At 76.5% G+C, this 13,036-nt stretch carries 12 protein-coding genes; 4 read left to right on the top strand and 8 right to left on the bottom strand.

The features are described 5' to 3' along the window. Nucleotides 1–44: 44 nt before the first annotated feature. The 3 genes from SJY06_RS20445 (at nucleotide 45) to SJY06_RS20435 (ending at nucleotide 3,375) form a co-directional block, all read left to right on the top strand. The gene (locus SJY06_RS20445; RefSeq protein WP_380169382.1) at nucleotides 45–914 is read left to right on the top strand and encodes an NERD domain-containing protein; all 870 of its coding nucleotides are present in this window, start codon (nucleotides 45–47) and stop codon (nucleotides 912–914) included. Between the two features lie 116 nt (nucleotides 915–1,030). Then, nucleotides 1,031–2,707 (top strand): sensor histidine kinase, encoded by a 1,677-nt coding sequence (locus SJY06_RS20440; RefSeq protein ID WP_380169737.1) that lies wholly within the window; start codon nucleotides 1,031–1,033, stop codon nucleotides 2,705–2,707. Nucleotides 2,708–2,715: 8 nt separating this feature from the next. Then, nucleotides 2,716–3,375, top strand: coding sequence for a response regulator (locus SJY06_RS20435; RefSeq protein WP_380169381.1), 660 nt, complete (start codon nucleotides 2,716–2,718; stop codon nucleotides 3,373–3,375). Here the strand turns inward: SJY06_RS20435 and SJY06_RS20430 are convergent. The 7 genes from SJY06_RS20430 to SJY06_RS20400 all read right to left on the bottom strand — a co-directional run bounded on the left by SJY06_RS20430 (nucleotide 3,361) and on the right by SJY06_RS20400 (nucleotide 10,638). Continuing rightward, nucleotides 3,361–4,350 carry a SipW-dependent-type signal peptide-containing protein gene (locus SJY06_RS20430; protein ID WP_380169380.1) on the bottom strand — a complete coding sequence of 330 codons (990 nt, stop codon included), beginning with the start codon at nucleotides 4,348–4,350 and terminating at the stop codon, nucleotides 3,361–3,363. The two genes, SJY06_RS20435 and SJY06_RS20430, sit on opposite strands and share 15 nt — an antisense overlap. After that, complete coding sequence (locus SJY06_RS20425; RefSeq protein WP_380169379.1) at nucleotides 4,350–5,036, bottom strand: hypothetical protein; 687 nt, start codon at nucleotides 5,034–5,036, stop codon at nucleotides 4,350–4,352. Before SJY06_RS20425 ends, SJY06_RS20430 begins: the two co-directional genes overlap by 1 nt. After that, a complete protein-coding gene (locus SJY06_RS20420; protein ID WP_380169378.1) occupies nucleotides 5,033–5,836 on the bottom strand; it encodes a signal peptidase I in 804 nt (267 codons plus the stop codon). Before SJY06_RS20420 ends, SJY06_RS20425 begins: the two co-directional genes overlap by 4 nt. Nucleotides 5,837–5,958: 122 nt before the next feature. After that, entirely contained in the window at nucleotides 5,959–6,654 is a 696-nt protein-coding gene (locus tag SJY06_RS20415) for a SipW-dependent-type signal peptide-containing protein (protein ID WP_380169377.1), read from the bottom strand. A 61-nt stretch (nucleotides 6,655–6,715) separates the two neighbouring features. After that, the gene (locus SJY06_RS20410; protein WP_380169376.1) at nucleotides 6,716–7,417 is read right to left on the bottom strand and encodes a SipW-dependent-type signal peptide-containing protein; all 702 of its coding nucleotides are present in this window, start codon (nucleotides 7,415–7,417) and stop codon (nucleotides 6,716–6,718) included. A 238-nt stretch (nucleotides 7,418–7,655) separates the two neighbouring features. Continuing rightward, nucleotides 7,656–8,630, bottom strand: coding sequence for an aldo/keto reductase (locus SJY06_RS20405; protein ID WP_380169375.1), 975 nt, complete (start codon nucleotides 8,628–8,630; stop codon nucleotides 7,656–7,658). 85 nt (nucleotides 8,631–8,715) lie between these two features. Further along, nucleotides 8,716–10,638 carry an acyl-CoA dehydrogenase gene (locus tag SJY06_RS20400; protein WP_380169374.1) on the bottom strand — a complete coding sequence of 641 codons (1,923 nt, stop codon included), beginning with the start codon at nucleotides 10,636–10,638 and terminating at the stop codon, nucleotides 8,716–8,718. Between the two features lie 152 nt (nucleotides 10,639–10,790). Here SJY06_RS20400 and SJY06_RS20395 point away from each other — a divergent pair, with 152 nt between their 5' ends. Beyond that, nucleotides 10,791–11,345, top strand: coding sequence for a Uma2 family endonuclease (locus SJY06_RS20395; RefSeq protein WP_380169373.1), 555 nt, complete (start codon nucleotides 10,791–10,793; stop codon nucleotides 11,343–11,345). Nucleotides 11,346–11,352: 7 nt separating this feature from the next. Here SJY06_RS20395 and SJY06_RS20390 read toward each other — a convergent pair whose 3' ends face one another. Next, the gene (locus tag SJY06_RS20390; protein WP_380169372.1) at nucleotides 11,353–12,813 is read right to left on the bottom strand and encodes an AAA family ATPase; all 1,461 of its coding nucleotides are present in this window, start codon (nucleotides 12,811–12,813) and stop codon (nucleotides 11,353–11,355) included. Nucleotides 12,814–13,036: the final 223 nt, after the last annotated feature.

Below are 13,036 nucleotides of genomic sequence, written 5' to 3'. Positions count from 1 at the left end.
CCCCGGGCCTCAGGCTCGCGCCCGGACGTGCCGATGACCACGGGGTGACAGGGACGACGGCACGCCCGCAGCACCCCGGGACCCCCCAGGGGTTGCTGCGGCGTCGTGTCGTCACCGGGCTGGTCGTCGCCCCCCGCACCCCGCCGGACGCGTGGCCCGCGACGCCCGGCCCGGACCCGCTGGGTCCGCTGGCGGCCCGCCTGCCCGGCGAGCTCGCCGCGCGCGAGCTCGCCCGCCACCACGAGTCCTGCAGCGTGCGCGACGGCCGGGTCGTGGTCCGCGCGCCCCTGGTCGCCGCCGTGCGCCGCTGGTACCGCGCCGCCGTGGCGCAGCGCCGCGTCGGGGCCCTGCTGGGTGGGCTGGGCGACGGCTCGCACGTCCTGCACGCCGTCCCCGTCGCCGACGGTCTGGGCGTGGACCACCTGGTCGTCGCCCCCGGCGGCGTCGTCGTCGTGCGCACCGCGCACCACGCGGGCGAGCGGGTGCTGGTGCGCGGACGTCAGGTCCGGGCCGACGGCCGCCCGCTGGGCCACGTCCGCGAGGTCGAGCGGCAGGTCGCCGCGGTGGCCGACCGGCTCGGGGCCGCCGCCGGCCTGGAGGTGCCGGTGCGGGCCGTCGTCGTGCTGGTCGGGGCCCGCTCCGTCCGGGCCGCCGACGTGCCCCGGCCCGTGACCGTGCTGACCGACGACGACCTCGTCGGCTGGCTGGCGCGACGGCCGCGGGTCATGTCCCAGGTCGTCGTCGACCGGCTCGCCGCCCTGGCCGCCGACCCCGTGACGTGGGGGGCCGACGTGGAGCCGGACGAGGCCTCCCGGCGGGTCCAGGAGCAGGCCTGCGTCGACGCCATCCGGGCCGCCAGCCGCTGGCGCCCGGTGCGTGCCGCTACGTCCGGAAGGCCCCGAAACCGGGCCTGACCTGCGTCGACCTCACTCATCGCCCGTCCGAGGGGTGGTGGGTAGTCCGTTCGGACGGTCCGGGACCGGACGTCTCCGGAGCCGGTCCGCCAGCCCCTAGCGTCCAGGGCGTGGCGATGGTCGGCGCGGTCCCAACGGTGTACCGGGGACCCGACCGTCGCCGCCGCCACGAGCCCGCCCGCGGTGCGGGCCCGGTCCCGGTGCCCGCCGCGCGACCGGGCGACGGCCACGGTGGGAGCGGCGTCCGCGGCGAGGGCGACGCTCGCGCCTCGACCGCCCGACCGGTGGCGCGCCCGGCCACGGTCCTGCCGGCGCTGCTGCTCGTGGTCCTGCTCGCCCTCGTCGCGCTGCCCGACCCCGTGGCCGCCGCCCTGCTGCAGCTGCCGGGCCGGCTGCTGCAGCACCCGTCCGCGGCCGTGCTGCTGCACCACCTGTCGGAGGTCGTGCTGCTCGGCGCCGGGGTGGCCGGACTGCTCAGGTGGCGCCTGGACGGGCGGGCCCCCGACGGCCTGGTCGCGGCGGCGCTGCTGGTGCTGGGCGGGGCGTCCACGCTGGTGGGCCGGGTGGAGGACCTGGTCCTGCCGGCCGAGGTGCCCAGCGTGGCCAGCCCTCTGCTCGTGGCCCTGCTGACCGCGGCGGTCGTGGTGGCCGCCACCTGCAGCGTCGAGGTCGACAGCGGCCTGCGGCCGGTCCGGGTCGTCGGTTGGACCGTGCTGGCGGCCCTGGCGACGGCCGGCCTCGCCGCCGGGGCCGCCGCGGTCGCGCTGAGCCGGGTCCCCGTCGAGCAGCTGCCCGCCCTGGCCAGCGCCGTCTGGTCCGCGTCGGCCGTGGTGTGGTTCGCGGTGGCCGGGCGCACCCTGCTGCGTCCGGGGGCCCTGGGTCGCTCCTGGTCCGTCGCGCTCACCGTGCTGCTGCTCGGGGCGGCGCTGGGAGCCGCCGGTCGCGGGGTCGCCCACCTGCTGCCCGGGCCGGACGCCGCCGCCGTCGCCGCCACGGTGCTGCACCTGCTGGTCCTGACGGGCAGCGTGCTCGTCGGCCGCCGGGCGGCGCTGGACACCGGCCGCGCGCTGGAGGCGGTGTCGCGCCGCGAGCGCGAGCTCAGCCTGCGCCTGGCCGCGGACGAGCGGGTGCTCCGCGACCACGCCGAGAACCTGCACGACGCCCGGTCCAGCGTGGCCGGGATCCGCAGCGCGGCGGCGGCGCTTGACCGCCTGGCCGAGCGGCTGGAGCCGGCCGACCGCGCGGGCCTCGAGGCGGGCGTGCGGGCCGAGCTGTGCCGGCTGGAGCGCCTGCTGGCGAGCGCCACCGAGGCCCCGGCGGCGGTGACCGCGGTCGACGACGCCGTCCGGCCGCTGGTCGTCATGCACCGGGAGCGGGGCCAGCGCCTGGAGTGGGAGCCGAGCGGCACCCACGTCGCGCTGGCGGCGGACGACCTGGCCCGGGCGGTGGCCAACCTGCTCGGCAACGCCCTGGTGCACGCCCCGCGGGCCACGGTGCGCCTGAGCGCGGCGCCGTCCGGCTCGCAGGTGCGGATCACGGTGGAGGACGACGGTCCGGGGGTGCCGGCGGCCCTGCGCGAGCGGGTGTTCGGCGCGGGCGTCCGGGCCGGGGCCGGGGCCGGCCAGGGCCTGGGGCTGCCCGTGGTGCGTCGCCTCGCCCGCGCGGCGGGCGGTGACTGCCGGCTGGTCGGGGCCCGGGGCGCGCGGTTCGTCCTGGACCTGCCCGCCGCCGGCCCGCGGCAGGCCGTCACCGCACCGGCCGTGCCCGTCCCGGCGGCCCGCGGGGCCGGCTGAGGTCGCTCGTGGTCGTGCCGGTGGTCGTCGTCGAGGACCACACCCTGCTCGCGCAGTCCCTGGCCCTGGTCCTGCGGCACTCCGGGCGGCCCGTGACGCTGCTGGACGGGACGGGTGACGTCGTGGCCCTGGCCTCGCAGGTGCCCCCGGGCACGGTGCTGCTGGACCTGGACCTGGGCGGCGACCGGCGCGGGGACGACCTCGTGGCCCCGCTGCGGGCCGCCGGGCACACCGTGGTCGTCGTGACCGGCGCCACGGACGAGGCCCGCCTCGGTGGCTGCCTGCTGGCAGGGGCGGTGGCCGTGCTGGACAAGGCCGTGCCGCTGGACGTGCTGGTCGACGCCGTCGGGCGGGCGGAGGCCGGGGCCCCGGTGATGGCCGCAGAGCGGCGGGAGCACCTGGTGCGGGTCGCGCGTCGTGCCCGGGAGGAGGCCGCAGCCGCCCGCGCCCCGTTCGACCGCCTCACCCCCGGTGAGGCGGACGTGCTCGAGGCGGTGGTGCTGGGTCACCGCGCCGCCGACATCGCCCGGCAGCGGGTCGTCAGCGTCGCCACCGTCCGGGCCCAGGTCCGGGCCGTGCTGACCAAGCTCGGCGTCGGCTCGCAGCTGGAGGCCGCGGCCCTGGCGCACCGCTCGGGCTGGTGGGGGCGCCGCTCAGGGGACGGGTGACCCGACGTCGTCGGTCCCGTCGGCCCTCGCCGCCGGTGCCGACGGGGCTGCGGTGGTGGACGGCGCGGTGGAAGGTGCCGGTGGGGCCGGGACGGTCACGGTCCGGTCGGACTGCTCGGCCGGGCCCGGCGGTACGGCGGGCTCCGGCGCCGGCTCCTGCGGTGCGTCGGCAGGTGCGTCGGACCGTGGTGCCGGGGTCGCAGGTGCCCCGGGCGCAGGTGTGTCCGTCGCAGGCGCGTCGGTCGTAGGTGCGTCGGCTGGTGCGTCGGCAGGTGCCTCGGATGCTCCGTCGGCTGGTGCCTCCGCCGGTGCCTCGGCGGCTCCGTCGTCGGGAGCCGGCACCGCGTCGTCCGACGCCCCGCGGGCGGCCGACCCGGGCGGGGTGACGTCGACGACGACCGCGGTGTCGACGAACCGCCCGCTCGCGCTGTCGGTGGCCACGACGTGCAGCGGCTCGGCGGTGCCGGCCCGGGCGCCGTCCAGCACCAGGACCGTCTCGGCGCCGGCCGGCACCTGGGTCGCGACGAGCGTGCCGGTCAGGCGGCAGAGCGCGCCGAGGGCCCGGTCGTCCACCGCGACCGTGGCCGTGCGCCATACCGACCCGGGACAGCTGCGCGGGCGCTGCGTGGTCGGGGGCGTGCCGTCGGCCGCCAGCGGCCCGACCACCAGGTGCAGGTCGTAGGCGACGGTGCCGTCGTTGCGCACGTCCAGCCGCAGCGGCGCGTCGCCGGCGGCCCAGCCGACCTGGGCGACGGCGTCGATGTCGGGGGCCACCGGGGTGGTCGTGGTGGCGACGACGGCGGCCGCGCCGACGGTCCCGCCGGTCACCACGACGTCGTCGGTCCAGGCGGCCAGGGTGCCACCGGTGCCGGCGCCGACGGCCAGGACCCCGACCAGCGTGAGGCCGACCAGCAGGGGTCGGGCCCGGTGGACCAGGTGCGGGGCCACCGGTCCGCGACGGCGTGCGTGCCGCATCAGCGGCCACCTCCCAGAGCCAGGGTGCGGCCTGGCAGCCGCTTGGTGAGGACGTCGAGCGTCCCGCCGGCGCGGGTGGCGACGGGGGCCTGCCCGGTGCCCAGCAGCAGCGAGAACGTCACGGTGTCGGACTGGGTGAGGTTGTCGGTGGGGGAGTCGACGTGGGCCACGCCGAGCAGGGCGCACGTCATGCCCGTGCCGCGGGCCCGGGCCACCAGCGCGGTGTCGACCAGCTGCCGGAACGGCACCGCCCCGACCGCGGGCACCGGCTGCGCCCGGCACACGTCCCCGTCGAGGGTCCCGGGCTCCAGGCGCACCGTCAGGTGCGAGGACAGCTCGCCGCCGCCGGGACCGCACGTGGTGTCGCCCGCGGCCAGCTCGGGGCGCACGCAGCCCCCGTCGTCGTCGACCACGTCGTCGACGCGGGCGTGCAGGCTGCGCACCGGGCCGGTGCGGTCCAGGTCGAGCACGACCGTCCGGGCGGTCCCGGGCACGAGGTCGACCACCTGGACCCGCGTGGTGTGGGCGGCGGCGCGCACCGTGACGACCGGACGGCCGTCGTCGTCGACCCCCGAGGACGCCGACGGGGCGGACAGCAGGGGCACGAGGCCGAGGGCCGCGACCCCCAGGAGGGCCACGCCGGCCCGGACGGGCGCGGAGGGGCCGCGCAGGGACAGCGACCTCATGCGGTCGTCTCGACCTGCGGCGCGGGGTCCTTCCGCGGGGGGCGGGGCGCCCGGGCGGCGGGCAGCCGCGTGACGGTGCTGGCCACGGAGCCCGCCCCGGCCGCCCGCAGCGCGCGCCGCAGCAGCCGGACGGAGTCCCCGTCGACCACGCACTCCACGACGACCTCGTCCGGGACCTGCCGGGGGTCGGTCGTGGGGGCCAGCAGCCGACCGCCGTTGGCCCGGGCCACGTCCAGCACCGCGCGGGCGTGGGGGCCGGAGGCCGAGGCCAGGACCAGGTGGCGCTCGGGACCGCGCCGCCGGGGCCGGACCGCGACGAGGAGCTGGTAGGCGGCGTAGGCCAGCAGAGCGACGACGGCCGAGGCGAGCAGGAACGCGGGGTCGCCCGCCTTGACGGTCGCGTGGCCCACCCAGGGCACGTGGTACCAGAGCTCGCCCACGACGGCGCCGGCCGGCACCAGGTCCGGGTCGTCACCGCGGTTGGCGTCGCCCTTGGTGCGGAACTCCAGCTCGCCGCGCTCCGTGACGACCTCCACCACGCGGTGGGTGACCAGGGTCGGGTCGCCGGGGGCCACCTGGAAGGTGATGACGTCGCCGGGGCCCACGCTCCACGGGTCCACCGGCCGGCTGACCGCCACCGACCCGACGGGCAGTGACGGGGTCATGCTGCCGGTGAGCACCGTCAGGGCCTGCGCCCCACCCGCCCGGGGGACGACGACCACGGCGACCACGGCCAGCGCCACGGCGGTCAGGACGAGCCAGCCGAGGACCCGGCCTGCGATGCGAGCTGCTCGTGCCACGGTCGGGCCTCCTCCGGCTGGTGCGGTGCGGGTCGAGTTTCTGGCGCTGGTCGTGCGGGTGGTGGCCCCGTGCCCGGTGACCTCGCGGGTCACCGGGCACGGGGTGGATCAGGTGCGGTGGGTCAGCCGGCCTGGACCAGGTCGAAGCGGATGCTGAACGCACCCGAGTCGCCCTGCGTGGCGTTGTCGCTGCTGGCGGGCAGCGTCACCGAGGAGCCGACGCACAGCACGTCGCCGGGCTCGAGGATGGCGTCGGCGCCGGTGCTGTCCTTGAACCGCAGCGAGCCGGTGGACACCGCGGAGTCCAGCGGCGTGGAGGCGATGGCGGTGTAGCGGTCGGTGCCGTTGCCGCTGTACTCGCCGCCGCCGGCCACGTTGTTGCCGCAGTCGACGTCCAGGCCCGCGACCCGGTAGGCGGTGACGCGGATCTGGGCGTCACGGCCGAACTCGCCGGCCGAGTCCGTGTCGGCGCAGTCCGCGTCGGCCAGGACCTCGCCGTTGCCGTTGCAGCCGTCCTCGGTGCCGACGTAGTCCGTGATCGCCACGGCCAGGGTGGCGTCCGGCACGGAGTCGCCGTCGTTGGACACGACCTTGACCCACTCGTCCTTGCCCTCGCCCGGGGCCAGGCGCAGGTTGTCGAAGGTGCTCTTGGGGCCGTTGCCCGACTCCTCGACGGCCGACAGCGTGAGCGTGCCGGCGCCGACGGTGTTGCCGGAGTCGATGTGGAAGTCCGACCAGGACGCGTAGGTGGTGCCACCGGCGAGCAGGGCCACGGCGGCGACCCCGGCGAGCGAGGCCTTGATGACGTTGCGGTTCATGTCGTCTCCGAGAGTGAGGTGGTGCGGGGGGTTGGTGGGGGAGGGGGCGGACGCCGGGGCGTCAGTTGATCGGGAGGTCGGTCTGCACCAGGTCGAAGCGCAGCGAGAAGTCGGCGCTGTCGCCCTGGGCGGCGTTGGTGGCGTTCTGCGGCATGAACGCGGCCGCACCGACGCACAGCGCGTTGCCCGGGCCGAGCACGACCGGGTCCCCGTCGGCGTCGACGAAGTCCATGGCGTCCAGCGCGACGGCCTGGTCCATGCGCTGCCGGGCGATGGCGGTGTACTGGGCGCGGTTGTTGAACCACGGGTCGCCGATGACCACGTCGGAGCAGGCCTGCCCCTGGTCGGCGATGCGGAACGCGGTGACCTGGAAGCGGGCCCAGCGGTCGAACTCGCCGCCGCTGGCCAGGTCGGCGCAGTCCGCGTCGAGCAGCACCTCGCTGTTGCCGGCGCAGCCGTCCTCGGTCCCGACGTAGTCGACGACGTCGACGGACAGGATGCCGTTGGGGACGGAGTCGCCGTTGTTGGAGACGATCTTGACCCACTCGTCCTTGTCCTCGCCGGGGGCGAGGCGGACGTTGTCGAACTGGCTGGTGGGGCCGTTGCCGGCCTGCTCCCCGGCGACCAGGGTCAGGGTGCCGGCGCCGACGGTGTTGCCCTGGTCGACGTGGAAGTCCGACCAGGAGGCGTAGGTGGTGCCGCCCGCGAGGAGGGCCACTGCGGCCACCCCCGCCAGGGAGGCCTTGAGGACGTTGCTGCGCATGAGGACTCCGATTCCCGCTCCCCCCGAGCGGGGAGCCGTGCTGCTGACCTGCGGTCCGGCCCCGCGTGGGCCGGCTCGCTCGATCGTGGGCGCGGGAGGTGGGTCGGGTCGTCGTCAGATTTGACTATCGGGTGCGCTCACGCAGCGTGGTGCTCCTGCTCCGCTGCGCGTCGGTGCAGGTCGGGGGCGTGCGCGGCCGCGGCTCAGGACGCGCGGGGCTGCGTGGGGGCGGCGCGGCTCAGAACGCGCGGGCGGCGTGGGGTCGGTAGGGCTGCTCGAGCCGGCGCACCTCGTCGTCGTCCAGCACCAGCTCGAGCGCGGCGATCGCGTCGTCCAGGTGCTCGACGGTACGGGCGCCGACGATGGGCGCGGTGACCGAGGAGCGGCTCAGCAGCCAGGACATGGCCACGCGGGCGCGGGCGGTGCCGCGCTCGCGGGCCACGTCGGCGACGGCGGCCGCGACGTCCCGGTCACCGGCCTCGGGGTCGTACAGGTCGCGGCCGAACTCGTCGCTGGCCGACCGGTCGGTGGCGGCGTCCCAGTCGCGGGTCAGCCGGCCGCGGGCCAGCGGGCTCCAGGGCAGCACGCCGACGCCCTCCGCCTCGCACAGCGGCAGCATCTCGGCCTCCTTCTCGCGGAACAGCAGGTTGTAGTGGTCCTGCATGCTGACGAACCGGGTCCAGCCGTGGCGGTCGGCGGTGTGCAGTGCGCTGGCGAACTGCCACGCCCACATGCTGCTGGCGCCCAGGTAGCGGGCCTTGCCGGCCTTGACCACGTCGTGCAGCGCCTCGAGCGTCTCCTCCAGCGGGGTCTCGGGGTCGAAGCGGTGGATCTGGTAGAGGTCGACGTGGTCGGTCTGCAGCCGACGCAGGCTCGCATCGATCTCCGTCATGATCGCCCGCCGGGACAGGCCGGCGCCGTTGGGCCCGGGCCGCATCCGGCCGTGGACCTTGGTCGCGATAACCACGTCCTCGCGCCGGGCGAAGTCCTTGACCGCCCGCCCGACGATCTCCTCGCTGCTGCCGTCGGAGTACACGTTGGCGGTGTCCAGGAACGTGACGCCCTGCTCGAGGGCGTGCCGGATGATCGGGCGGCTCTGCTGCTCCGGCAGCGTCCACGGGTGCCCGCCGCGCTGCGGCTCCCCGAACGTCATGCAGCCCAGGGCGATGCGCGAGACCTGCAGACCGGTGCGGCCGAGCCGGGTGTACTCCATGGCGGCCAGGCTGCCCGAGGCGGTCGCGGCCCGCGCGTCGGCGCGGGCCGGACGGTCGCGCGTCCGCCCCGGCGTCGGCCCGGCGTCAGGCGGCGAGCTTGTGGCCCCGCGCGTCGAGCGGCGTCCGCAGCGCCCAGGCGGGGTCGACCCCGAAGGCGTCGACCAGGGTCACGGCGTGCGGGCGCAGCGCGGCGCAGAGCCGGTCGACCTCGGTGGTGACCGCGCGGGCGTCGGCCCGGCCGAGTCGGCCGTGGGTCAGGAACCAGCCCAGGTCCTCCTCCACGCGCGACAGGACGAACAGGTCCCGCACCTGCCCCAGCAGCGTGGCGGTGCCGGGGTCCTCGCAGCCGCGCACCCGCGCGTCGAACGCCACGACCAGCAGCCGGTCCACGTGGGCCCGGCCGAGGGACTGCATGTGGTCCTGGGCCCGGGACGCCGCGGCGGTCGGGGTGGCCCCGGCGGCCACCGCGGAGCGCAGCCGGCGGGCGAGGGAGTCCAGCACGTGCTCCTCGCGGTCCACGAGCAGCCGCACCTGGGTGCGCGGGTCCAGCAGCCGCGTCCGGCCCGGCGCGTGCACCCGGTCCCGGGCGCGGGTGCGCAAGGAGCCCACCACGGCCCGGGCCCGGCCCAGCGGCGTCCGCGCGGCGGCGGCGTACCCGGTCAGCAGGTTCTTGGCGACCAGCTGCAGCAGGACGGTGTTGTCGCCCTCGAAGGTGGTGAACACGTCGGTGTCGGCGCGCAGCTCCGGCAGCCGGGACGAGGCCAGGTACCCGCTGCCGCCGCAGGCCTCGCGGGCGGTCTGCAGGGTGCGGGCGGCGTTCCAGGTGGCGCCGGCCTTGACGGCGGCCGCGTCGGTCTCCAGGCGCCGGGTGGCGTGCTCGTCAAGGTCGCCGCGGTGCGAGGCCTGCAGGGTGTCCTTGAGCTCGTCCTGGGCGAACGTGAACGCGTAGGCCCGGGCCACGGCGGGCAGCAGCTTGCGCTGGTGCGACGGGTGGTCGAGCAGCCGCACCTCCTGCCCCGTGGTCGGGTCGCTGAACTGCCGCCGCTCCTGGCCGTAGCGGACGGCGACGTCCAGGCCGACCTTGGTGGCGCTGATGGCCGCCCCGCTGATGCTGATCCGACCGCGGACCAGGGCGCCGAGCATGGTGAAGAACCGACGGCTGGCCGAGGCGATCGAGCTGGAGTACGTGCCGTCGGGGGCGACCTGGGCGTAGCGGTCCAGCAGCGCCTCGCGGGGCACCCGGACGTGGTCGAAGGCGATGCGGCCGTTGTCCACGCCGCCCAGGCCCGCCTTCGGGCCGCAGCCGGTGATGGTGACCCCGGGCAGGGTGCGGTGCTGCTCGTCGCGCAGCGGGACCAGCAGGGCGTGCACGCCGTGGTCCTGCCCGTCGGTCACCAGCTGGGCGAAGACGACCGCGAGGCGGCCGTCGCGGGCGGCGTTGCCGATGTAGTCCTTGCGGGCGGCCTCGTCGGGGGTGTGCACGACGAACTCCTGCGCCGCCGGGTCGTAGACCGCGGTGGTGCGCAGGCCCTGCACGTCGGAGCCGTGCCCGGTCTCGGTCATGGCGAAGCACCCGGCCAGCGAGAAGTCCATCACCGAGGGCAGGTAGCGGTCGTGGTGGGCCTTGGTGCCGAGGGCCTGGACCGCCCCGCCGAACAGGCCCCACTGCACGCCGGCCTTGACGGTCAGCGACAGGTCGCCCATGCCGAGCATCTCGAACGCGGCGACCGACGCGCCGACGTCGTCGTGCCCGCCGTAGGCCGTCGGGAAGCCCAGCAGCTGGTGGGGCGTGCGAGCGACCTCGGCCATGGCGGTGGCGACCCAGGCGCGGTGGGCCTCGTCGTCGGCGTGCGCGCGCGGGGTGAACCAGTCGGCCCCGTGCACGGTGCGGATCTCCTGGCGCAGGGTGTGGTGCGAGCCGTCGAGCGTGCGGAGCAGGACGTCGGCGTCGACATCCCGCGTGGCGACGTGGCTGCGCTCCGGCGTGCTGCTGGTGGTCCGGCTCACGGGTTCTCCTTGGTTACGCCTGCGTAGGTTACTGAAGAGTAACCCAGGTGCTCCAAGGACACCACGGCACCACCCGGGTGGCTGTGGACGACGCCCGCGAGGGCTGACCGCCGCAGGTCATGGTGGTGACGTGAGCCCCGGGGAGGAGCACCATGGCTGCTGTGACGGTGATGCCCCGTGAGGGCGACTGGACGGTCGACGACCTCGACCGGCTGCCCGACGACGGGCTGCAGTACGAGCTGGCCGACGGCGTCCTGCTGGTGACGCCGGCGCCGCTGCCGCCGCACCAGCGGGTGCTGGGCAACCTGCACCTGGTGCTGCGGGCGGCCGAGACGCCGGGGACCGAGGTCTTCGTCGCCCCGCTGGACTACCGCCCGAGCCGGGTCCGCTCCCTGCAGCCGGACCTGCTGGTGGTCAGGGTCGAGGACGTCGGCCCCGCGAACGTGCAGCGGCCCCTGCTGCTGGCGGTCGAGATCCTGTCGCGGAGCACCCGCAGCAAGGACCTGCTCCTCAAGCGCGGTCTGTACGAGGACTCCGGGGTCGCGTCGTACTGGGTCGTCGACCCGGAGGAACCGTCCCTGCTGGTGCTCGACCTCGTCGACGGGCCTTACGTCGAGACCGCCCACGTCCACGGCGACGATGTCGCCCGGCTCGAGCGGCCGTTCCCCGTGCAGGTGCAGCCGTCGGCCCTGGTCCGCCGCCGCTGAAGACCGCTCAGCCCTCGTCGTCGAGGGCCCAGCCGGTGGCGCCGCCGTGGCCGCCGGCGCCCCGACCGGCCCGGTGCTGGTCGTCGCCGGCCCCCAGCAGCGCGCGGGTGATCTGCTGGCCGCTGTCGAGCAGGTCGTCCAGGGCCCGCGAGACGTGGACCGCCGTCACGACCTCCAGCGGTGACGACTCGGCCAGGGACTCCAGCACGGCGCGGCGCAGCAGCTCCTTGAGGAACGACGCCGTGGTGCCGGCCGTGCGGGCCACGACCTGGGCCACGTCGGCCTCGGCCAGGCGCAGCGGAACGTCGCGGCCGTACAGCGCCAGCAGCCGGCGGCGACCGTCCTCGTCGGGCTTCGCGATCTCGACGGCGACGTCGACCCGGCCGGGGCGGGCGGCCAGGGCGGGCTCCAGCAGGTCGGCGCGGTTGGTGGTGAGCAGGAAGAGCAGGTCCGCGTCACCCGCGGCGCCGTCCATCACGTCGAGCAGCTCGAACAGCACCGGGCTGGACCCCGGGCCGAACTCACGGTCCTCGGCCACCAGGTCCACGTCCTCGAGCACCACGACGGTGGGCTGCAGCTCCCGGGCCATGTCGGCCAGGGCCCCGATCAGGTGCAACGAGCGCCCGGACAGCAGCAGCACCGTGCAGCCCGTCATCCGGCCCACCACGTAGCGGGTGGTGTGCGTCTTGCCCGTCCCCGGCGGGCCGAACAGCAGCAGCCCGCGCTTGAGGTGCTGCCCGGCCGCGCGCAGCGCGTCCCGGTGCCCGGCGACGTCCACGGTGTGCCGTTCGACGCGGTGGAGCACGTCCTCCGGCAGGACGACGTCCTCGCGCGCGGTCGACGGCAGCTGGGCGAACTGCACCTGCACACCACCTGCGGGGCCGGCGGACAGGTCCAGCACCTGACCCCGGTAGACGTTGAGCTCCGAGCGCAGCCGGCCGAGCTCCTCGTGCACGGCCTGCGCGTCCGCCACCTCCAGGCCGGCTACCTCGACGGTCAGCTCCGGCGGTTCGTGGCGCTGCGGTCCCCGGACGAGCAGGGCGTACCGGCCGGTGTCGTCGGTCACCAGCAGCAGGGCGCTCTGCAGGCAGGCGGTGGTGCGACCGGGCCCGCTGGGCAGGTCGACCAGGTCGGGGGCGCCGAGTCGCAGCGGCGGCAGGCCGTACCCGCTGAGCAGCTGCTGCAGGGTGATGCCGCCGTAGTTCGGCGGCACACCGATGCCGTGGACCTCGACGGTTCGCGAGCCCCGGGCCGACCAGGCGTCCAGGGCCAGCTGCAGGTTGACGTGCTCGAGGGACGGCAGCTCACGCGTCACCACCGACCGCTGGGCCCAGACCGCGCCCAGGTGCCCGCGGACGAGGTCGACGACCCGGGCGTCCGGGTCGTCGACCGCGGCGTGGTGCACCCACTCCAGGAACGAGGTGAAGGCGGCCGCGAAGGCGCGGCTCTCGTCGTCCGTCGCGGCCATGGCGTCCCCCTCGGTCCCGGCGGGGTGAAGGCATCCCCGGACGGAGCCTGTCACGAACTGCACCCGCCCGCCGGGCCCGCGGACGGACCGGCCCCGCGGACGGACCGGCCCCGCCGACCCGGCACCCTGCCGGCCGACGTCGCCGACCCGTGCATCAGGCGAGAACCGCCGGACGACGGCGACACGCCGGCACCCACCGTCGTCCGCCGGATCTCACGCGACG

It is taken from the genome of Jannaschia sp. R86511 (assembly GCF_042466345.1).
In the GTDB taxonomy this organism is placed as follows: Bacteria; Actinomycetota; Actinomycetes; order Actinomycetales; family JBBAYJ01; genus Aquipuribacter.
The sequence above is the reverse complement of the archived record's forward strand: the minus strand, read 5'-3'. Positions and strand labels throughout refer to the sequence as shown.

What these genes read in the sequence shown, in the direction of transcription:
- SJY06_RS20410 (WP_380169376.1), bottom strand. Translation starts at nt 7,417, where the DNA reads ATGCGCAGCAACGTCCTCAAGGCCTCCCTGGCGGGGGTGGCCGCAGTG.
- SJY06_RS20405 (WP_380169375.1), bottom strand. Translation starts at nt 8,630, where the DNA reads ATGGAGTACACCCGGCTCGGCCGCACCGGTCTGCAGGTCTCGCGCATC.
- SJY06_RS20415 (WP_380169377.1), bottom strand. Translation starts at nt 6,654, where the DNA reads ATGAACCGCAACGTCATCAAGGCCTCGCTCGCCGGGGTCGCCGCCGTG.
- SJY06_RS20390 (WP_380169372.1), bottom strand. Translation starts at nt 12,813, where the DNA reads ATGGCCGCGACGGACGACGAGAGCCGCGCCTTCGCGGCCGCCTTCACC.
- SJY06_RS20440 (WP_380169737.1), top strand. Translation starts at nt 1,031, where the DNA reads ATGGTCGGCGCGGTCCCAACGGTGTACCGGGGACCCGACCGTCGCCGC.
- SJY06_RS20425 (WP_380169379.1), bottom strand. Translation starts at nt 5,036, where the DNA reads ATGAGGTCGCTGTCCCTGCGCGGCCCCTCCGCGCCCGTCCGGGCCGGC.
- SJY06_RS20430 (WP_380169380.1), bottom strand. Translation starts at nt 4,350, where the DNA reads ATGCGGCACGCACGCCGTCGCGGACCGGTGGCCCCGCACCTGGTCCAC.
- SJY06_RS20395 (WP_380169373.1), top strand. Translation starts at nt 10,791, where the DNA reads ATGGCTGCTGTGACGGTGATGCCCCGTGAGGGCGACTGGACGGTCGAC.